The 24,660-nt window shown below is 47.5% G+C and carries 2 protein-coding genes; both read right to left on the bottom strand.

Annotation, left to right across the window (positions count from 1 at the left end; genetic code table 11):
- Window positions 1–16 precede the first annotated feature (16 nt).
- Entirely contained in the window at window positions 17–3,268 is a 3,252-nt protein-coding gene (locus BMZ72_RS31175) for a non-ribosomal peptide synthetase (protein ID WP_089814523.1), read from the bottom strand.
- Between the two features lie 17 nt (window positions 3,269–3,285).
- Window positions 3,286–24,657, bottom strand: coding sequence for a non-ribosomal peptide synthetase (locus BMZ72_RS31170; RefSeq protein WP_089814522.1), 21,372 nt, complete (start codon window positions 24,655–24,657; stop codon window positions 3,286–3,288).
- Window positions 24,658–24,660: the final 3 nt, after the last annotated feature.

Raw genomic sequence — 24,660 nt, 5'->3', positions numbered from 1 at the left:
GAAGGGTGGAAATTGTCTAATAGTCGGTACTGATACCACTGCTGATCTGAGAACTGATGCTGCTGATCTCTTCGTTGGCAGCCACCGGTACGCTGGCGCTGAGTGCAGCCAGTGTCGTTTCAACATTCGCGGCCACCTGTTCGAGCAGAAGAATAAAATCTTCCTGCAACTGCTGCATGCGGCTCTCCGTAAACAAAGCAGTATTGTACTCGATCACGACGCTGATACGGCCGGTAGCAGGTGCGGCGGAAAAGTTAAAGGTGAGATCAAATTTGGCTGACTGATGTTTGAAATCAACCGGTATGATACGCAGATCCTTTAATTCCTCCTGGTATGCATCCAGTGCTTCTTCGTGTGCATCCTGCATCTGTACAAATACATTCAGGAACTGCATGCCTTTTCCGTTGCTGGTGAGTTCCAGCTCTTCCAGTATTTTCTCAAACGGATAGATACCGTGCTCATATGCGTCAGCTGCATTGGCAGCTACCTTGTCCAGTAGTTGTAAGAAGGATTGTCCGGCTTCCAGGCGGTTTCTTAGCAAAATAATGCTGACGAAAAGCCCCAGCTGATCTTCCAGGTCAGGATGATTACGGCCGGCAAAAGGTGAGCCCAGCAGGATATCTTCTCTGCCGGTATAGCTGTACAACAGTATATTGGTCAGTGTAAGCAGGATGGCAAAGGTGCTCTTCTCCTGTTTGCTGCTCATTTCGAACACTATACGACTCAATGCAGCTGGCAGATCGAATGTAAAGAGTCTGCCTTCATAGCCTTTTCCAATAGAGTTATAACTTGCCGTTGATAATTTCAGTGCCTGCAGGTCCCCGTCCAGTTGCGCTTTCCAGAAGTCCTTATGCAGTTGTCCTGCAAGGCTGTTAATGTAGCCATTATGCCATGCTGCATAATCCTTGTATTGTATTTTAAGGGAAGAAGCAGGTGGCGCCTGGTTGCGGCTGAAAGCAGCAAATGCCTGCAGGAATTCTTTCAGCAGCACATTGATTGACCAGCCATCGGCTATGATGTGATGCTGGGTCAGTACAAGTATATGGGAGCGTTCATTCAGCTGTAATAATCTGAAACGGATCAATGGCTCTTTCTGTGGATCAAACACTTTGAGTGCGTCTGCCTCTGCTATTTCTTTCCCTTCAGGGTCCAGTGCATTGTCATATTTCTCTATAGAGAAATTAACCGCTGCCGGATCAAAATGCTGTATCCGCTGGCGCAGTTCTCCTTTGTCGACAACAAAAGTGGTGCGTAGTATTTCATAACGCTGTACCAGCAGGTGTATTGCTTTGGTAAAAGCATCCTGGTTGAATGTGCCTTCGAAACGATAAGCGCCGGTCATATTGTATGCAGCCAGTCCTCTGCCATATTGCAGGTGTAGCCAGATCCCCTTCTGTGCATAAGTCGTTTCGTAGTTAGCAGCAGCAGGTACCAGGTCAATTTCTTCAAAGGCTTTACGTTGCAGGTGCCTGATATGGTCACAGATACTGATCACCGTCGGATGGTCAAAAATATCCTTGATCTTCAGGCGAACATTGAAGTCGCGATACAGTTTTGAGATGATCATGATCGCCTTCAGGGATGTACCTCCCGACTGGAAAAAGTGTGTATCCCGGCTTACTTCCTGTACCGCCAGGGCATCTCTCCAGATGCTCATCATGGCCAGCACAACCGGATCAGTTTCTGTTGTTTCTCCATTAGCTGCCGCTACGACAATAACAGGTTTTGGCAGTGCTTTCTTATCTACTTTACCGTTGATCGTCAGCGGCAGTTCCTTCATGTATATAAAGAAAGCGGGTACAAATGCCGCCTGTAATTGTCCTGTCAGGAAAGTACGCAGGGCTTCATGCTGTGCTTCAGCACCTGTGTAGTAACAAGCCAGCTGGTTTTCATTGTATGCATCAGGTATTACGATCACTTCTGCATCCTGTACACCAGGAGCAGACAATACTGCCTGTTTTACTTCTCCCAGTTCGAGACGGATACCATTGATCTTTACCTGGTCATCCAGTCTGCCATGTACTTCGATATGTCCATCTTCAAAGAAACGGCCCATATCCCCTGTCTTATGCATGATATCCACCCGGTCGGTCACCAGTGGATTCTGTACAAATACGCTTTTTGTAAGGGCTTCATTTTTGAAGTAGCCATTGGTCATAAACGGCGTCTTGATATAGATCGCGCCTATCTCACCCGGAGAACAGATGCGGTTACCGTTCAGAACTGCCACCATGGTATTATTTAACGGCCATCCCACATGTATAACAGCGGAAGGATCCTGTGGCACTTCTTTAATACGGTGGAAGGTTTTGGCCATGGTCGTTTCGGAAGTACCATAGAGGTTAACCAGTTCCACGTGCTCACCCGCAATTTTCCTCCATTGGGTAATGTCCTTGCTGTATAGTGGCTCACCAGCCATCAGGATCTGTTTCAGATCCGGTAACAATTGTCTGCCGGTGGTATTGTCCAGACATCTGGTGATAAGGCGGAAGATAGAAGGTACACAGTGTACCAGGTTGATCTTCTTTTCTTCCAGCCATTCTATCAGCAGGGGTATATTAGATTTAATACCTGCCGGCGGCATACAGAGGCAAGCGCCTGTTGCCAGTGGTAAGAAGATATCACGCAGGGAAGCGTCAAAAGTAAACTGGCTTAACTGGCTGATGCGATAGTTTTCATCTACACCGAACTCGTTCATTTCCCAGTGAATAAAGTGACTGAGACCTTTGTGGTTGCCCAGTATGGCTTTCGCCTTACCGGTTGAACCTGAAGTGTAAAAGATATAACAGCCATCTTCAGGACGGATCTCAGTCTCCGCTGGCACAGGCAGCGTATCGCGCTGACCTGTTACAGAAAAAGTACCGGCCTTGTCCATCACGATCATTACCGGCAGTGTGGCGTTGTTTTTAGACAACAATGCCTTTGCCTCTTCCTGCATTTCTGCAGAAGTGATCACGATATCGGGCTTACCTTCTTCCAGTACCTGTTGCATAAGGTTGGCAGGGAAGGTAAAATCGGCAGGCAGATAGATACCGCCGGCCTTAAAGATGGCCAGTACGGCAGCGATCAGTCTGGCGTCAGCACCCATCAGGGTCATGGCAATCCTGTCGCGACCAATACCCTGCAGACGCAGGGTTGTTGCCAGATCATTTGCCAGCTGGTTCAATTCCCTGTAAGAGACCTTTCTTTCCTGGTCTTCTACGGCTATACGTTCAGGGAATAACTGCGCTTTTGCTTCAAAAACGCTGTGAATGATTCTCTTATCCATGAGGATGATAATTTTTTTTAGAAAGATTCGTCTATGCTGGCAGTAAATGCCTGTTGATATTGCTGCATAAGGTTACCACTGCCTGCGGCGAGCAGCATGCGCGTTTCGCCCAGTGTGCGTACGCTTTCGGTAAGAAGTATGTTTATCAGGCGTATGCAATCAGCCTGAATGGTGTTAATTGTAGCGGCTTCAAAGAGGTCTGTGTTATATTCCAGGTCAATGGAAATGCCGTTGTCTGTCTCCATGACGTTGACTGTCAGATCGTACTTGCTGAACGCCAGCTGCTGATCGGCCATGCGGATACTAAGGCCTTCCAGTGCGGCAGCATCCTGCTGATGTACCATGTGCGCATCCTGTATCTGGACCATCACATCAAACAGCGGCGATCTGCTAAGATCTGTATGTCCTCCCAGCTCTTCCACCAGGCGCTCAAATGGATAAGCAGCATGGCTATAAGCAAGGGTGATGCTCTGCCTGATCTCATTGACGAAATCCTGTAAACTGGACTGTGTATCCAATTTAGAACGAAGTGCGATCGTATTGACATAACATCCTACCTGATCTTCCAGCTCCGGGTGATAGCGACCTGAAACAGGGAAACCTACAACGAGTTCCTGTTGTCCTGAGAGACGATAGAGCAACAGCTTGGTGATACTTACAAAGAACATAAAGAGACTGATCTCCTGCTGTTCCGTAAAGGTTTTGATGGCTGTTGTCTGTGTTTTATCCAATACAAAGCTCAGGGTGTTTCCGCTGTAGCTTTTGAATGCAGGACGTGGAAAATCGTATGGCAGCTGCAACGCAGGTACTCCATCCTGGAACTGACTCAGCCAGTACTGGCGATGTGCTGCGAATGCCGGGCGTTGCATCTGTTCCTGTTGCCATGACGCGTAGTCTTTATACTGTACTGGCAGGGCAGGTAATACAAGGTTTCTGGCATTGCGGACTGCATTGTAGAAAGCAGCAACTTCGCGCAGCATGATACCTGATGACCAGCCATCAGAAACGATATGATGTGTTGTAAACAGTAAGAGGTTGCGTTCAGCCGATAACTGCAGGACTTTAATTCTCAGTAATGGACCTGTTTCCAGGTTAAAAGCGATCTGCGCTTCTTCATCCGCGATCTTCATAGCAGCAGCTTCCGCATCCGGTGTTGCAGACAGATCGATCCATTCAGGCGTACAGTAGTTATCAGTTGCAGGTAATACCTGTTGCGCAGGTTCATCTCCTGCTTTTACAAAGACCGTACGTAAGATCTCATGTCTTTCTACAAGACGGCTGAAAGCAGTCGTTAAAGCCGTTTTATCGAGCCGTCCTTCGAGTATATAAGCTACCGGAATATTGAACGCAGATGCAGATGAACTTTCAAACTGATCTGAGATCCAGAGCTGTTTCTGAGAGAAGGAAAGCGGATAGTATTCCATTGCTGGTAATACCCGGATGCTTTCAAACCCTTCCGGTTGTTTCTTTTCCACCAATGCAGCAAGTGCGCTGATCGTCGGTTTATTGAAGAACTCTGTCAGGAGCAATTCCACACCATACTGTCTGTAAATACGGGACAGTATCTGTGTAGCCCTGATGGAGTTACCACCAGCTTCCAGGAAAGAAGTCTGTACCCCGAATGCTTCATGACGCAATACCTCCGACCATATACGGAACAGTGTTTTTTCCACCGCTGTTTCCGGAGGACGCATACCGGTATTCATTCTTTGTTTCTGTACCTGGTAGACTGGTATCTGTAAGAGTCTGGCCCCACTGTTATAGAGTAAAGGCAACTGTAACGCATAATGTGCGGTCTCTTTTTCCATTACCAGCACAGGCTCCCAGTCTGCCACTTCTGTCAACACTGCTTTACTTTCTTCTTCCACCGTGAAATAAGGTGGTAAAAGATGCATCGGATACTTTTCTGTTGTACCAGCATGCAGCAGCAGGCGATGAATATGCGGACCGTTCTGTTGCAGGAACGCGGCTCTTTCAGCAGCAGCTTCAGGCAGCGGCATGATCAGGCGTATTGCTGGTCCGCTTGCGTCGGCATGCAGCACAACGACATACTCCCTGTTCACATGATCGGTAATATGTCTTGTTTCCCTGTACCCTACTAATTGGAAAAACTGTAACGCCGGCTGAATATCGAAAGTCACCATACTGACTTCCATCTCTTCCGGTAGCAGCTGACCGGGCAGACTGTCATTGTCTTCTATAAACTCGACCAGGCCGATTTGTTTAATGTCGATGAACACGACCCGTTTATAGCCGAACAATACAGCCTGCTCCGGTTGCTTTACTATTTCAAACGCCAAACCTTCTTTTGTAAGCCTTTCGAACAGCGTATCAATGTTCTTCACCCGGTAACACCAGTGATAAGGCTGATCGCCGTTCCGGCTGATAATATTGTTGACCGGAGATAATTCATCGTGTGCAGCGATCAATTCAATACCGCCGCCAGATGCTGTCCGGCACATGTATATTTCTACATTCTGTATCGGATCATATACCAGTTCTGAAGCAGTGAATCCACTATCTGTATAGAATGTCAGGGACGCTTCCAGATCGCTTACCGCCACACCAATGTGGTCAAATACCAGTACGGCTGATTCTTCTGTCATCGTTGTAGCCACGGGTTCCAGTGGTGCCGCGCTTGTCTGTACCGGTAATGCGGGAGCTATGTCCTCCACCAGTATTTCGTAGATCGAATTTTTACCTGTTGTCTGCACCAGCCTCCAGGATGTGGAAGCAAGAAACTGTGCGAAAGGTTTGTTTCTGCCTGTATCTGTGAAGTGGCAGACAATCCTTTGCAAACCTGCCGCCTGTGCCTGTTCTTTCAGGACCGCCAGCATACTTTGTTCTACCTGACGACCTAAAACACGGCAGCTCAGCAGGAATGTATCTACCAGCAGACTGTCTTCCTGAACAGTAGTGATCAGTGCACCCGTCAGACCGTAGTCGCCGAATTTGTCTGTCACCCGGATCGTTTTACAATGACGGGTGCCATCCTGCATATAGGCGGTGATCTCGTGTGCCGTCTTCTTCTGTCCGTTCAGGTTAAACTGATTGGTACGTTCTGTCAACTGTGCCACACGTGGGATATCTGTTTCCTGTACATCCTGTACGATGATCTGTAACTGCAGCTGTGCCAGGAAATCACTAATCGTAGGCTGTGTTTCCAGGATATTCCGGCGTTCTTTTTCTGCCTGATACATCGCGGTACGCTTTCTGTCTTCTTCCGTTACGGTGAACTTATCGAAAGCCCAGATATGCGACAACCAGCGTGGTATAAAGCTGGCGTCTTCCGGCAACTGTAACACAAGTACTTCAGGATGGGCTGCTGTAACAGCTGCACATTCTACCGGACTATCATCTATGAAACAGCAGGCGTTGATACCGATATTCAGTTCGGCCACCATCTCTGCGATGTTAGCGGCCTTATTGTTCCAGTTAATACGCCAGGTGACAAAATCTTCTTTCCGTAGCACCATATCGGTACGCTGTTCGAAGACCTCCCATACATCCGCTTCATTGTTCTTACTGGACAGCGCCAGCAGGAAACCTTCTTCTTTCTTCTGTTTCATAAATCGCTGCAGAGCAATATGTTCCGGCAATAACTGAATACCGTTTACACCATCCTCTCCTACTACACCCGACCATAAGGTGTTATCACAGTCCAGTACGATCAGTTTGAATGAGGGCTGTTTGTAAGCCCTGATCTGACGGGCAACTGTCGTTGCCATCGCAGCGTACACTTCTTCATGGAATGGAATGTGCCCCAACTTATCACGTTGTGTATCATACACTTCCGATATACCAAAGGCTTCTTCGATACAGATCAAGTCCACCTCATGTACATGTTCCATCCGGGCGAGTGCCGCCTTCCAGCGGTGGTTGATCTGCACCAGGAAGTGGTACATCTCTGTATCAGGACAAGCCGCAGCTACCGGTGGTATCACACCTACCATGTATAATGCCTGCCGTTGAGCAGATTCTAAAATAGAGATCAGTTGCGTTAAGCTCTGCTCTACTAACCGGCGCTGTTCTGCCGCTGTTCCCCTGGCATCTCTGATCCAGTCTTCCCAGCGTACCAGCAACAGGTTGATGTCTTTGTTGCGGGCACTGAGACTGTCATCGTTCAGGAGCTCCTGGAAGACCTGGTTGTAAGGCGCCAGTTTCACCTGCACAGGAATACTGAAGCGGTCTGTCCACCAGGTGATATAATCTGATAAAGGATCTGCGGTAAAGGTTGCAGCCACCACCAGCTGAAGGGATGTGGGCTGTGTCGCCGACACTCCCTTCAAGGTGGCATTGTAGGTTTTTACTGCATCAATCCTCCTTTTTTGAATTGCATTTGTGTCATCAGTAAGGTATACATTGACATTACCCAGGTAAGCAGGCAGTCTGTCATGTATAACACTGCTGATATGTGTGTAGTAGGCAGCTACATCGTTCCACCCTGGTTTCACGGCAGCAGGGGTAGCTGCGGTACGCTGATGCTGATGATGGATCGCGTAAATATTGTAAAGCGCTGTTCCTGCCAGTTCTTCTTCCTGTTCTACATATACGCCAAAGCCATGTTCTTCCAGCATACGGGTGATGCGTTCAAGTCTGCCCTCCGTATCATGTACTTCCACAATTACCTGACGGATCCGTTTCCAGTCAGCGGCTTCAATACCCTGTAAAATGTCCCATTCGCTCTTTTCTACGTCGATCTTCAACAGGTCTATCCATTCAACACCCTGTTCTCTCATCACATTGGAAACGGTAGACAAACGGCATTCCCATTTCTCGGAACGGATCATATCATCCAGTATCTCTTCCATGTGCTTTTCTGACATGGTACTGCCTTCACTATCCAGTTTATTCTGCAGGTAGCGGCGTACCACTTCCTTATCTTCTATAGCGTTACCAAAACGGCCTGAGATGATTGTATTGTTTGGATAGTATACAAACTCCGCTGTCGTCTCTTCTGTGGATAGCCCCATATTCATCGCCGTAATGCCTAGTTTATACATAGCGGCATTAGCAGCCAGACAATTATAGATCGGCGGTATTGGTTCGAAGGAGAATACACGGCAACCAGGGAAGTGATGTCCTGCATACATGCTGAACATACCGATATTAGCACCTACATCAAATATCACGTCACCGGGATGGATGGTGATATCATTTCTCAGATAGGCATGCTGCTCAAATACCTCGTGATAAGTAAAGTCTGTCTCGGTCTTGTTCTTATAACAGATGGGTAGTCCGTTAGGAAGAATATAGACCTGTTTATCTTCCCTGTTTTCATCCAGGGCGATATTGAGTAACTGTCCGATCGTATGTCCTTCGTCACCACCTGGTGTTACAAATACATCGAGTGTATTTTCTCCTGTCACCTGGGCATTGGCAGATGTAATACCTGGCAGTGTTTCCAGTGCTGCAGTTACTTCAGCTGCATATACCAGGTGACCATTCATGATAGCCATCGGTATGTCCTTGTCGGACACTTCATCTGCCGGTATATCTTTTACAGCCAGCTCTTTTACCGTAATCGCAGGCTGTGACAGCATATTATTTGTCAATACCGTTAAAGCCTCTGAGATGTTAACGATACGCTCCCTGTCGTAGATATTCGTATTAAAACCGAGGTCCAGGCATAGCTCTTCCCCTTCCATCGTAAAGATGAAAACAAGGTCGAATCTGGCAGTATCTGTAGAAAGATCCAGGGCAGCAGTCACGGTGCCCTGCAGATCCAGTGAAGTGGATTCATTACTCTGCAATACCATCATCACATCTGATAAAGCAGCGTGGCCCGGATCGTATTGTTGTGCGGCATCCTCGATCACCATGTCATAAGGGTACATCTGATAACGGTATGCCGCTACGGTTGTATCCTTTACTTCATGCAAAAGGGCCTCGAAGCTCCGTTCATCGGAGAAACGCGTTCTTAATGGCAGTGTATTGGCAAAGAAACCGATCTGGTCATTCAGATCAGCATGCTCTCTCGCCGCTATCGGAGAGGTGATGACGATATCATCAACACCTGTATAACGATATAATAAAGTATTTACGAGAGCCAGCAGACTCATAAACAAGGTTGCATCCTGTTCTCTGCTGAACTGTTGTAAACGTGCTGTTACAGCTGTACCAAAACGGCATTTTACCACATCACCGTCGAATGTCTGCAGGCGTGGACGTAATCTGTCAGCAGGCATATTCAACCATGGAGCTGGTTTATCAAAACGTTTGCTCCAGTAGTGTTTTGCTTCTTCCCCAAACTGTCCTTCCAGCAGACGGCTATGCCAGCCGGTATAGTCTTTATACTGTACAGACAAGGCTGATAGTTCAGGCGTTTTACCTGCTATCAGCGCATTGTAGATAGCTGATATTTCTTTACCGATCACACCCTGTGACCAACCATCCGAAATAATATGATGAATACAGAATACAAAGATGTAACGTTCTGCTTCGAGCTGTATCAGCGATGCACGAAACAAAGGCCAGGTATGCAGGGCAAAGCCGTTATGCATAGCTGCATGTAAGAGTTGCTCTGCTGTCGCTTCCTTATCGGCATCCGCTCTCAGGTCATGGTAGACGATCTGTGCTTTTACCTTGTCCGTAGCAAGTACCTGCTGTCTTGGTTCGCCGGCAGCTTTGATAAAGATTGTACGCAGACTCTCATGTCTTGCCAGCAGGATGTTCAGCGCAGTGTCCAGCACTGTTTTATCCAGCTGACCTTCTATATTATAGGCGCCCGGAATATTGTATGCACTGGTATTACTTTCCATCTGATCCAGTATCCAGAGGCGTTTCTGCGCATGCGATACGTTATAATGAACCTGTTCAGCTACCGGTGTCAATGCTTCGTAGCTTACCTTATCCGCTGTTGCGATCACTTCGGATAATGCAGCGATGGTATTATGCAGAAACAAAGTCTTGAGTGATAATTTCACGTTCAGTTCCTTGTGTACACCAGCCAGCAACCTGGATGCTCTTAATGAGTGACCACCTTTATCAAAGAAATTGTCATAGATGCCGATATCTTCTCTTTGCAGTATTGTTTTCCAGATAGACAGCAATGTTGCTTCGGTTGCATTGCGAGGCCCTTCCAGTGTAGCTGTCTGCTCAAGCTGAGGAGCAGGCAACGCATCTCTGTCCACCTTTCCATTTGCATTTAGAGGCAGTACGTTCATATCAATGTAACAGCCTGGTTGCATGTAAGATGGCAATCTGTCGCGCAGGAATGACTGCAGCGCAGCTGTTGCTGTTGCCTCTGTCCATACTACATAAGCGGCCAGTTCCTTTTCACCGGCAGCTGTTGTAAATGGTATTACTATGGCATCTTTCACGGTTGCATGTTCCAGAATAGCGTCTGCTATTTCACCCGGTTCGATACGGAAGCCCCTTATTTTTACCTGGTCATCGGTACGACCGGTGAATTCTACTTCACCTTTCTCATTCCATCTGCCAACATCTCCCGTACGGTACATGCGTGTACCCTGTTTGAATGGATTATCGACAAAACGTTCCCGGTTGCGGTCATCCATATTCAGATAACCAGTAGCCAGACCATCACCCGCCAGATAGATCTCTCCATAACTACCTACAGGTACCGGACGTAATTGTTTGTCCAGGATGTATACCTGTGTACCAGTAACAGGATAACCTAATGGAATAGCACCGGTCTGTGCTTCCCGGATAGGATAACAGATAGAGAAGGTTGTATTTTCTGTTGGTCCGTAACCATTGATGATATTGATGTCCGGGTACAATGAAAGTACCGCGTTAATATGTGCAGGAGATAGTTTATCACCTCCTACCAGTATATCTTTCAGTCCTTCGAACAATGAAAGATCATTATCTACCAGTTGATTGAACCATGGCGCACTGAACCACATCATGGTGATGCCATGCTGTTGAATGGTGTCTTTCAATATATCAGCATCCATCAGTTTATCATGATCCAGCAGATACAGCGTACCTCCATTCAGCAGCATACCCCATATTTCAAAGGTACTTGCGTCAAATGATACGGAGCCGGTCTGCAGGAGTCTGTCTTCCTCGCTGAATGTAACATAATTAGGCGCATACACCAGGCGAACGACACCAATGTGTGGCACCATTACCCCTTTAGGCTTACCGGTAGAACCGGAAGTATAGATGATGTATGCCAGTGCATTTGTATCATTAGCAGTATCAACATTACCATTGTCTGCACCGGTGCTTAAAGCAGCTGCTGCAAGTGTTGCTGTCAGTACTACTCTCGGCTGACTATCTTCCAGCATATAACTGATGCGGGAAGCAGGATAAGCAGGATCTATCGGTACATAAGCTGCACCTGCTTTCAGGATCCCCAGTAAACAAATGATCAGTTGTTCTGAGCGTTCCATCATTACACCCACCGGGTCGCCGCTTACTACGCCATGTTCACGGCGCAGGTAATCTGCTACTTTATTAGCGGCACTGTTCAGTGCTGCGTAGGTGAGCTGACGATCTTCATATACCACAGCGATACTCTCACCCATACGCAGGGCTTTTTCTTCAAATAAGCTATGGATACTGCGATCTGATGGATAAGCGTTGCTACCGGTATGATTGAACGTATGCAATATGCGGTTCAGCTCTTCTGCTGACAAATAGGAGATATCAGACAAGGCAGTGTTGCTGTCAGCTACTACCTCATTCACAAATCCGCTATAATGTGCTGCAAAACGTGCGATTCTCTCTGCACTGAACAACTGCGTATTATATTCTATCTCAACAGAGATACCAGTTGCATGCTCTTTAAAGATCAATGTCAGGTCAAATTTGCTGACTGCCGTATCCCTACCTACTTCTTCCCATTGCAGCGCATTGCCGCGGAACTGCTGAGACACACTACGTGCATCACGGTCCTGTAATACAACCATTACGTCAAACAATGGGCTACGGCTCATATCACGCTGTACGTCCAGTTCTTCTACCAGGCGATCAAAAGGATAGTCCTGGTGTTCAAAACCTCCTAACACAACCTCCCTTACTGCCCGTAAGAGATGATCAAAGCTATCGCTGCCATCGAACGTTGTACGCAATGCCAGGGTGTTCACATAGAACCCCAGCTGACGCGCCAGCAATTCGTGGTTACGACCTGCTACAGGACTACCTGTTACGATATCTGACTGACCTGTGTAACGGTATAGTAAACCTTTCACACTCGCCAGTAGGGTCATGTATAAACTTGCGTCATTACGGCGGCCTGTTTCATATAAACCTTCCAGCTGTTCTTTATTCAGTTCCATACGCAGTGTACGGCCTTCATACGTTTTCACAGCAGGACGGGCATTATCAACAGGTAAATCCAGTACAGGAATAGTATCTGCAAACTGATCCTTCCAGTAAGCAGCCGCTGTGTCCAGCTGACCGCCCTGTAAGTTTGCCTGCTGCCATGCGCTGTAATCTTTATACTGAACAGGTAATGCCGGCAGTGATATTGCCTGACCGCTATTCAACTGATCATATATGGTCACCAGTTCTTCGACCATCACTTCGGCGGACCACTCATCGGAGATAATATGATGCATGTTCAGTACAAAGACATACTCGTCCTCTTCTACTTTATATAAACCAGCCTGTAATAGTGGGAAACCAGACAGATTGAATACTGCCTCATGAATCCTGTTTACATATACAGACAGCGCTTCGCCTTTATCTGCACGTCCTTTCAGATCTGCATAGTCTAATGCGATCTTCGCATCCCTTAATATTTGCTGCCGAGGATTACCCTCTTCTGTAATAAATATGGTACGGAGTATCTCGTGGCGTGCAATCAATGCATTGAATGCCTCTTCCAATACACCCGCATTCAGCGCTCCTTTCACGCGGTATTGCACCGGCATGGTATAAGAGCGGCCCTGTTCTTCCAGTTGATCCAGCAACCAGAGACGACGTTGTGCATGAGACAGTTCATAGCTGGATTGTACCCCCACTGCTACCAGTGGATTGGCAATTACTGCGGATGTTGTCTGACTGCTCAGTAGTGCTGACAGCTCTGTAATACGTGGATAAGTAAACATGTCACGGAAGGACAGTTCTACACCCAATTCCTGGCGGATACGCCATAAAGCGCGCATGCCTTTCAGGGAATGACCACCCAGGTCAAAGAAATTATCATGGATGCTGATTGGTTGTTTCTGTAGCACCTCTTCCCAGATACTTACCAGGGTTTCCTCTACTTTATTACGAGGGCCTTCATATGCACGAACGGCATTCAATGTTGGTGCCGGTAACTGCTTACGATCTACCTTTCCATTGCTGGTCAGTGGCATCACATCCAGGGTGATGTAATATGCCGGATGCATATATTGCGGCAGTTTCTCTCTTAACCAGTTGCGCAGCCCTTCTTCATCAGCTACGTTCTGCCATACGATATAACTTACCAGTTCTTTTTCTCTGTCAGATACATTATACGCGAGTACAACCGCTTCACGGATACCACTATAAGCGCCCAGTATATTCTCCACTTCTCCCGGTTCGATACGATAACCACGGATCTTCACCTGGTTATCTCCGCGACCGAGGTATTCAATATTTCCTGCGGATGTCCATCGTGCCAGGTCACCGGTACGATAGATACGTCCGCCTGCTACATAAGGGTCGGCGATAAAGCGTTCAGCTGTCAGTTCAGGACGATTCCAGTAGCCCAGACCAACACCGGCACCACCAATGCACAACTCTCCCGTTACGCCATAGGCGCAAAGCTGCTGGTGCTGATCCAGCACATACATGCGGGTATTCTTAAGCGGACGACCAATACTTAATCCGTTATTATCATCAGCTGTTACTATTTCGTAAGTAGAATCTACGGTTGCTTCTGTAACACCATAGACGTTGATCAGATGTACCGTATTACCAAATATCTCATGGAACAGGGCACGGTCTTCCGCAGGCAGAGCCTCACCTCCTACCAGTATATATTTCAGCGCCAGTCCTTCGGTACCCGTTGCTTTCAGCACATCCATCAGTACACGCAGGTAACCAGGCGTGATATCAATCACGGCAACATGGTTGTTCTTCAGCTGCGCTACATAACGTTCTATCTGACGACGATCGGTTTCACTGATCATCACCAGTTGCGAACCAGACAGTAGCGGTGCAAACAATTGCTGTACGGAAGCATCAAAATTGATAGAAGCTGTCAGCATCGCTACCAGACCTTCCGGATGCTGTACATAGATCAGCTCGCGCAGCCAGTAGCTCAGGTTGATCACCGCATGATGTGCGATCATAGCTCCTTTCGGCAGACCAGTAGAACCGGATGTATAGATCATGTAAGCCAACGAGGTACCATCGCCTTCTGTAGGTACATTACCCAGGTCATTGCCTGTGCTCAGTGCCACAGTCGCCAGACTGTCCGTCAATACCACCCTTGGGGTACTATCTTCCAGCATATAGCTGATACGGGCAGCAGGATAAGCAGGATCTACCGGTACATACGCGGCGCCTGCTTTCAGGATACCCAGCAGACAAATAATCAGTTTCTCTGAGCGTTCTACCATCAAACCAACCAGGTCGCCACTTTCTACACCATGTTCGCGGCGCAGGTAATCTGCTACTTTATTCGCGGCACTATTCAGTTCCGCATAAGTCAGTGTACGGTCTTCAAATACTACGGCTGTACGATTGCCCATGTGCAGGGCATTTTCTTCAAACAGACTATGGATCGTACGTTCAGATGGATACGCATCATTTCCGGTATCGTTGAATACATCCAGTAGACGGTGACGTTCTTCTATCGACAGATAAGGTATTGCTGCTACTGTATTGGTACTATCTGCTACAATACTATTCACGAAGTTTTCATAATGCACGCAGAAACGTTCCATTCTGGCAGCATTGAACAACTGTGTATTGTACTCCACTTCTACCTGTATGCCTTCTTCGTGTTCGCGGAACAGCAGGGTCAGATCAAATTTGCTGACACCGGCATCTGCCGCCACTTCTTCCCACTGCAAACCATTGTCCCATGTCTGCTGTGTCATACCCTGATAGTCGCGGCCCTGTAACACAACCATGGTATCAAACAGCGGACTGCGACTCATATCGCGCTGTACGTCCACTTCTTCTACCAGCAGGTCAAAAGGATAGTCCTGGTGTTCAAAACCTCCTAATACTACACTTCTTACGGATTGTAAGAGACCATCAAAACTATCATTGCCATCAAACTGTGTACGCAATGCCAGAGTATTCACATAAAAGCCGAGCTGACGCGCCAGTAATTCATGATTACGACCCGCCACAGGGCTACCGATTACGATATCTGACTGACCAGTGTAACGATATAATAAACCTTTCACACTCGCCAGCAGGGTCATATATAAACTTGCTTCATTACGGCGACCCACTTCATATAAACCTTCCAGCTGTTCCTTATTCAATTCCATACGCAGTGTACGGCCTTCATACGTTTTCACAGCAGGACGGGCATTATCAGCCGGTAAATCCAGTACAGGAATACTATCAGCAAACTGACTCTTCCAGTAAGCTGCCGCTGTTTCCAGTTGACCGCCCTGTAACTGTGTCTGCTGCCATACACTGTAATCTTTATACTGAACAGGTAATGCCGGCAGCTGTACTGCCTGACCATTATTTAACTGATCATATATCGTCACCAGTTCTTCTACCATTACCTCGGCAGACCACTCATCAGAAATAATATGATGCATATTGAATGCAAACACATATTCCTGTTCTTCTACTTCATACAAACCAGCCTGTAACAATGGGAAAGCTGATAAATTAAATACTGCCTGATGTATCCTGGTTACATATGCAGACAGGGCTTCGCCTTTATCTGCACGTCCTTTCAGATCAGCAGTGTCCAATGCGATCTGTGCATCGGCTAATATCTGTTGACGAGGATTACCCTCTTCTGTAATAAATATGGTACGCAGGATCTCATGGCGGCCAATCAATACATTGAATGCTTCCTCCAGGCGCGCCGCGTTCAGGGCTCCCTTCACCCGGTACTGTACCGGCATGGTATAGGAACGGCCATCTTCTTGCAGCTGATCCAGTAACCAGAGGCGGCGTTGTGCATGGGACAATTCATAACTGGATTGTGTTCCCACCGCTACCAATGGATAAGCAGTACCTGCAGATGTGGTTTGTTTGTTCAGCAATGCTGAGAGTTCTGTAATACGCGGATAACTGAACATGTCACGGAAAGACAGTTCTACGCCCAGTTCCTTACGAATACGCCACAGCGCGCGCATGCCTTTCAGGGAATGACCTCCCAGGTCAAAGAAATTATCATGGATGCTGATCGGGTGTTTCTGTAATATTTCTTCCCAGATGCTTACCAGTGTAGCCTCTACGCTATTACGGGGACCTTCATATGCACGCGTTGTATGCAGTGCCGGTGCCGGTAATTGTTTGCGGTCTATCTTACCATTGCTGGTCAGTGGCATTGCATCCAGAGTCATGTAATATGCCGGATGCATGTATTGCGGCAGTTGTTCTCTCAGCCAGCTACGCAGACCGTCTTCGTCTGCTGCATCCTGCCATACGATATAACTCACCAGTTCCTTTTCTCTGTCAGATACACTATAGGCCAGTACCACAGCTTCCTGTACACCACTGTAAGCCAGCAGTACACTTTCCACTTCACCTGGTTCAATACGATAACCGCGGATCTTCACCTGATTATCGCCACGGCCTAAGAATTCAAGATTACCAGCTGCATTCCAACGAGCCAGATCACCGGTGCGGTACATACGTCCGCCGCTCACAAATGGATCATCTACAAAGCGTTCACTGGTCAGTTCAGGACGGTTCCAGTAACCCAGCCCAACGCCCAGTCCGCCGATACACAATTCACCAGCTACACCGATACCACAAAGCTGCATGTCTTTATCCAGTACATACATCCTGGTGTTTTCCAGCGGACGGCCCACAGGTACATATCCGGTGCTTCTCAGGTCAATACCCAGTCCTTCGTAAAAGCTGGAGTCAATGGTTGTTTCTGTAGTACCGTAGCTATTGATGATACGCAGTGATGAATGACTGAAACGGTCATATACTTTCCGGTAATCTTCAACTGACAGGGTATCAGAACCCAGGATGAAGATGCGCATAAAGTCAAGACGGGCGCCTTCTTCATACATGTAGTCCAGCAGCGGGAGTAATAAACCCGGTGTAGACTCCATCACAGTAATACGATAGCTATGCATCAGCTCATACAGTGCCGGCAGGTTATAACGATGTTCTGCGGAGCAGATCACCATCAAGCCTCCTCTGAAGATGCTGCGCAGCATATCACCAAAGAATACGTCAAAGGAAATACTGGCTACCTGTAGCAACCGTACTTCAAAACTATTGAGATCATAAGCTGTTTCAAGGCTATCCCACAGACCCAGCAGGTGACGATGTGTGATCATCGCTCCTTTTGGTAATCCGGTAGAACCTGATGTATATACCAGGTATGCCAGATCATCCGTAGCTGGTTTCACAGCGGGATTCAGTTCGCTGTACTGATCGGCCATTGCTTCAAATGCGGCCAGGTTCAGTACGCGCATATGATCTGCTGTTACCGGTAACTCATCCAGTTCGGTCAGCAGCACATTCACGCCGCTGTCAGCGATCATGTGATTCACGCGTTCCGCAGCATATTCCGGATCCATCGGTACATAAGCGGCGCCTGCTTTCAGGACGGCCAGTACACTGACTACCATCCATTCGTTACGGCCGACCATAATACCTACACGGTCGCCAGACTGTACGCCAAACTCTTTCGCCAGACAATCAGCCAGGCGATTGGCCAGTTCATTTAATGCACCATAGCTCAGGCTCAGGTCTTCACAATGAACTGCCGGTAAATGCGCGTATTGCAGCGCTTTGGATTCAAACAGCGTTACCAGGTCTGTAGCAGGCAGTTTTGCCTGTCCTTTACCGGCAAACGCAAGCACACGTGCCTGTTCTTCTGCAGGCAGATACGTGTCTTTATTGATGGCCGCAGCGCTGTTGAAGGCCATATTCTGCAGCTGTTGCAGATAACGGTTCAGCAGTATGCGGATACTATCTTCTCTGAAAATGTCTGTGTTAAAATTCAGGGACAGGGATAACTGTCCTTCGGCTGCTGTAAAGTCAAAAGACAGATCAAACTGACTGGCTTCTTTGTCAACCGGGAACGGACTGAGTGTCAGCTGATCCAGTTGTAAAGGCTTTTTAACTGTCGTTTTAGTATTCAGAAAATCTACCATTACGTTGAACAGCGGCGTACGGCTTTCATCACGTACGATGTCCAGTTCCTCTACCAGCAGATCCAGCGGATAGTCCTGGTGTTCAAATGCATCCAGGAACGTCTGTTGCACATTATCAATCAGTGCATCAAATGAATGGTCCGCAGCAAAGGCGGTACGCAGGGGTAATGTATTCACATAGAAACCTACCTGTGATGCCAGATCAGGGTGTAATCTGCCCGATACAGGCGCACCAATCACGATATCGGTCTGACCACTGATGCGCGACAGAAATGCCTTTACAGAAGCCAGCAGTACTACATACAGTCCGCATGTGTGCGCGGCGGTCAGCTCGTTCAGCTGTTGCTGCAACGCGCTGTCAAGATTGACATGTATTGTCTGACCGTTGTAGGTCTGTAATGCAGGTCTGGTATTATCTTCCGGCAGTTGTAAAACAGGAATATCTCCTCTAAAGCGGTTCAGCCAGTACTGTTTTGATGCATTATTTACCTCGCTATCCAGTTTAGCTTGCTGCCATGCGGCAAAGTCTTTGTATTGTATACGTAATGCCGGCAGATCAGGTGTATTACCTGCTGCAAATGCATTATAGGCGAGCGACAGTTCGTTGGAGATCAGATCCATTGACCAGGCATCACCAATAATATGATGCAATGCCAGCACAAAGAGTGCGATGCCATCATTCAGTTGAATGATGGTCGCTTTCAGCAAGGAGGCTGATTGCAGATCGAAAGGATAAACAGCTACTTCTTTTACATATGCACGGGCACTTTCGTATGCTTCCGGATCATTGCTATAGTCAAGGTGCTCTACGCTGAATGCCTTACCATCTCTGATGAACTGGTTCAGACTACCATCGATGAACGCGAAGTTCGTCCGCAGGACTTCATGCCGGTCTACCAGCCAGGCAAATGCCTGAGCAAACGAAGTATAATTAAAAGGACCTTCTATCAGGAAGGCCCAGCTCAGATTGTAAGCGCCTTTGTTCTCATCAAAATTGTCCAGCAACCACAAACGTTTCTGACTGAAAGATGCCGGATAATAAGGAGCTTCGGCCAGCACAGGTATCGGTTCATAGGTACCTGTACCCTGCTCATTGATGGATGCTATCAGTCTGGCCTGCTCCTGTAGAGTAGGATTGCTGAATACATCACGCAGCGTCAGACGCAGTGCAAATTGTTTTTCTATCCATAATATAAGGCGGGTAGCCATCAGGGAGTTTCCACCCTGTTCGAAGAAGTTGGCAGTAATACTGGTAACCGGTGTCCCCAGGATGTTTGTCCATCCTTCCAGTAACGATGTTTCCCATTCATTACCTGGTAATACATCCGGCTGGGTGCTATCGCTGGTATCTACAGCTAATGCAGCCAGTGCTTTACGGTCTACTTTTCCGTTACTGGTGAGCGGTAAGGTTTCTAATTGCGCCCATGCGGAAGGCACCATATAGAACGGCAGGCGTTCTTTGGCATAAGTCTTCAATGCGGAGAGCGCAATATTTCCTTCAACGGTATAGTAACAAACCAGCATGTCTTTACCTGCACCATTCTTACGCGCTATTACTACCGCTTCGCCAACAGCAGGATGTTCTGCCAGTTGTGTTTCGATCTCGCCTGTTTCGATACGATAGCCATTGATCTTTACCTGCTGGTCTTTACGACCCAGGAATTCCAGTGTCGCATCTTCTCTCCAGCGGCCAAGATCTCCTGTACGATACATCTTACCAAAACGGCTGATGGTATCTTCAAAGAAGCTGTTAGTTGTCAGGTCAAGCTGATTCACATATCCATCGGCCACACCCAGACCACCAATATAAATTTCACCTACAGCGCCAGCTGGCACCAGGCATTTATTTTCATCCAGTAGATATACCTTTCTGTTGCGGATAGCACGGCCGACAGGAATATTGCCTGTACCCGGTAATACTTTATGATAAGTAGCGCAAACAGTGGTTTCTGAAGGACCGTAAGTATTGTAGATATTTACACCTTCTTTCAGCAACTGATCAATCTGTGTATATTTCAGTACTTCACCACCGCTTATCAGGACCCTCAGTCCTGTCATTACACCTGCATATCTGTTCAATTCTGCGATTACGGCAGGTGTAGTACTGAGGATAGTTGCCTTGCCGGTATCTATTGCATACAGGATCGCTTCGATATCGCGGCCACCATCTCTTAAGATGTGTATAGCAGCACCCTGGCAAAGTGCAGGAAACACCTCTTCCAGTAGTGTATCGAAGGATAAAGCAGACTGCTGTATAACAATATCTGTATCTGTGATGCCAAAGTATACCACTACGGTCTGTGCGTAATCATACAGCGCCAGTCTGTTGACAGAGACTCCTTTCGGACGTCCGGTAGTACCAGACGTATAAATTACATATGCTTCATCTGTATCCCGTATGATCGTACCCAGATTATCGATTGGATATTCCGTCAACTGAGCGGATACCTCTTCCCACACCAGTTGTGTTGCATGGCTATCGCTAAAATCATGTTCACAGGCAGTATCTGCCAGTAGTAATTTCAGTCCGCTGTCTGCGATCATGAACTGCAGACGACTGGTAGGATATTCCTGTTCCAGTGGCACATAGGAAGCACCTGTTTTCAATATCGCCAGTATAGCGATCAGTGATTTGTCGGAACGAGGTAAACAAACTCCTACTCTGTCCCCATAGCCAATACCATGTGCTGCTTTCAGGAAATAAGCCCATTGGTTTACCTGGGCGTTCAGTTCTTCGTAAGAGATGTACTTACCTTCAAACAATAGGGCGGTCGCCTGTGGTGTTTGTACAGCCATTCGCTCAAAGCGTCTGATGATATCATTCTCTACATAGATATGAGAGTAGTAGAGATCATTATGACGTTTTGCAAGCAGTACTTTTTCTTCCGCACCCAGCATATGCAGGTTATTCAGTCTTGTGGACGGCATTTCCAGTAATGCGTTCAGGAGCATTCTGAAATGACCAGGCCACCAGCCTGCCTGAGAACGGGAAAATAATGCGTTTCTAAAATCAATATGGCAACTCAGTGAAGATTCCTGTTCGATAAATTCGAAAGACAATGCGGCCAGTGAAGTTTCTGTAGGTAAATCTACCAGCTGTGCTTTTGCATTGCCGAAGTGATCGTAGGTTGTCAATCCGAAGTTCTGGAACAATACCAGAACATCCATTACGGGTGCTGCTGTTGTATTTTCCTGTCTCATATCAGCCGGATACAGCTGATGTTCGAAAGCGTCGAATATTTTCCCTGCGGTATAAGACAGCAGCCAGCCAAGGCTGTTATCTGCTGTAAAACGGTTTCTGATCACCATCGTATTGATGAAACAACCGGCAATACCTTCCAGTCCGGCTGCCAGTCTGCCGCTGCTATCTGTACCAATCGCTATATCGGTACGACCGGTAAATTTGTACAACCAGGCGCTGATCAGCGTAATGAGTGCTGCAAATACAGATACCTGTTGTTCCTTACAATACTGCTGGAGACGAGCATAAGTCGCTGCATCCAGCTCAAAAGAAACACGGCTGGCAGCGAAGTCCTTTCCATGATGTTCCATGCCCTGTGGCAGCTGGAACAAAGCGGTCTGTTCAAAACCGGCATACTCATGTAACCAATATTGTTTGTCAGTCAGGTATTGCGCACCTGTCAACCAGGATGCATACCAGCTGGTATACGCTCTAAAATCAGTAGCGGAGGGTAGTTGTACCTGCTCACCCAGTAACATTCTGTAGATAGCAGCCAGTTCATTTTTGATCAGCAGCAATGTCCAGCCATCGCTGATAATGTGGTGCATTACCGCACATACCATGCTTTTACCCGGTGCTACTTTAAACAAACCTATGCGCCACAGTGGTGCACTTTCCAGGTCAAAAGGCATACGGCTGAAAGCCTTACAGGCATCCTGTGAAGCAGCCAGCGGGTTGCCGGCTGCTGACAGATCATTGTATAGAAAACTAACGGAAGCGTCTCTGTTAAAATACTGGCGGGGACCTGCGTCTGTGAGGCGGAAGAAGGAACGCAATACATCATGTCTGCGGGCCAGTTCTGCGGACGCAGCTTCGAGTACGTCAGGACTGATATCATCTTCTACCAGCAGCGTATAGGAAATGTTCAGCGGACTGTTTTCCGGCTGTAACATCTCCATCATAAAGAAGCGTTGCTGGGTCAGGGTAACGGTGTGGGCTTCCTGTTCTGCGTATGGCAGCAGACAGGTATTTATTTCCTGCTGCGGAGCAGCCTCCAGGAATGTTTCCAGGGCAGCTACAGTAGGGTGTTCAAAGAAGTCTTTAATCGTAAGTTTCCTGGACAGTTTCCCGCCGACAATAGCGATAAAACGCATGATCAGCAGGCTATTCAGACTGGCATCCAGCATTGACTGATGAGCATCTGTGAGCTGCTGGCCGCTTACTTCCTGCCAGGCAGCGGTGATGATCTCTGCTGTTGCGCCATCAGCTGCTGCTGCCGGAGCTGTTAATGCTTTTAACGCTTCCAGTGTCATATCCCAGTAGCCGGAACGGAACTGTTCTATCAGGCGGAAGTGCTGTACTTTACCACTGGTGGTTTTAGGTACTTTCTTTATAGGTATGAAGCTTTCAACACTGAGGCCGGTTGCTTCCATGATTCTTTTTTGTGCAGCTGCTGCCAGTTCTGCGAATGGTTCCAGGGCGCCTTTATGCAGGATAAACAGTACTAATGCATCGTTCTTCTCATCTGCCTGTTTGATGGCGCATGCCACTACTTTACCCAGTTCCATGCCGGGAATAGTCTGTACCACTCTTTCGATATCGTGCGGATAATAGTTCTGACCATTGACGATCATCATATTCTTTGCACGACCGGTGATCACTAGTCTTCTGTTGTGTATAAAACCGATATCGCCGGTACGCAGCCAGCCATCTTTTGTATACAACTGGCGGGTTACATCATCCTGCATATAATAACCGGCGGTCACGTTCAGACCTTTGATCTGAATATTACCAACGGTATCATCACCCAGCCATTCATCTTTAGGACCGGCGATCCTGATATTACAATGATCGATTGGTAAACCTACTTCAACAAAACTTACAGCACTTTTATCGTGTGGATCCAGCTCGCGCACCTGATTACCGACACTGAGATTTTCTCTGTCAAGGTAATAAACGGTCAGTTCGTCACCAGGTATAGGCAGCGTAACGGCTACAGAAGCTTCTGCCAGACCATAACCCGGATAACATACTCTTTCCGGCAGACCATAAGGCGCCAGTGTATGCTGGAAATTACGGCAGATAGCAGCATCTATCGGTTCAGCGCCATTGTAAATGATCCTGATGGAGGAAAGGTCCATACCAATGCTGGTAGCTTCTTCTCTGGAGAAAGCAGCCAGGAAATACTGGTAACCGAAGTTAGGGGAATACAACTGTGAGATCCTGTGCTGGGAAGCTTTGGTTAACCACAGAGAAGGTCTTCTGATAAAAAGCGGCGTTGGCAGCAGATACTGATCAATACCTGCAAAAAGAGATGACAGGTGAAAGCAGATCATACCCATATCGTGCGTCAGCGGCATCCAGCTCAGGCTTTTATCCTGGGCGGAGGTGCCGGAACGCATTACGATATCGCGTGCATTATATAAGAGGTTTTCGTGGGTTAGTATAACACCTTTGGGATTACCTGTAGAACCGGAAGAGTATTGTATGTAGGCAATATCTTCCCTGTTCACAACAGGCAGTGTTGTGGCACGTTGTTCCCGTGTGGTAATGGCATCCAGCGGCACTGCAGCGGCTACCATTTCTGCATAGGTATCTGCGCCGGCCTGGTCATCAGCAAATTCAGACATCCTTTTCAGCTGATCAGCAGTTGTGATCAGGAAAGGGTGTCTGAGTGTGCGCCATACGGCGAATAGCTTGTGTTTATATTCTTCCTGTCCTCCAAAAGAAAGCGGCACCGGAATGATCTTACCAATGAGGCAGGCCCAGAAGATAAGCAGGAAGGATTTATTATCCTCTAACTGTATGATCAGTTCATCCCCTGCCTGTAAGCCTGCACTACGCAGGTTAAACAGTACAAATTCTGCCTGCGCTTTCAGTTCTTTATAAGACAGGAATTCCTCTTTGTCCTGACCGGCGATAAAAGTAATACCTGTACTTTTTCCGGCACTACTATCGAACAATATTTCAACCAGGGAATTGATTCTGCTGAAAGACATATC

This window comes from Chitinophaga sp. YR627, from assembly GCF_900114995.1.
GTDB lineage: Bacteria > Bacteroidota > Bacteroidia > Chitinophagales > Chitinophagaceae > Chitinophaga.
Note: the sequence above shows the minus strand (reverse complement) of the source record. Positions and strands in the feature narration are given on the sequence as shown.

Coding starts and splice junctions, on each gene's coding strand:
- BMZ72_RS31175 (WP_089814523.1), bottom strand. CDS start 3,268: ATGGATAAGAGAATCATTCACAGCGTTTTTGAAGCAAAAGCGCAGTTA.
- BMZ72_RS31170 (WP_089814522.1), bottom strand. CDS start 24,657: ATGTCTTTCAGCAGAATCAATTCCCTGGTTGAAATATTGTTCGATAGT.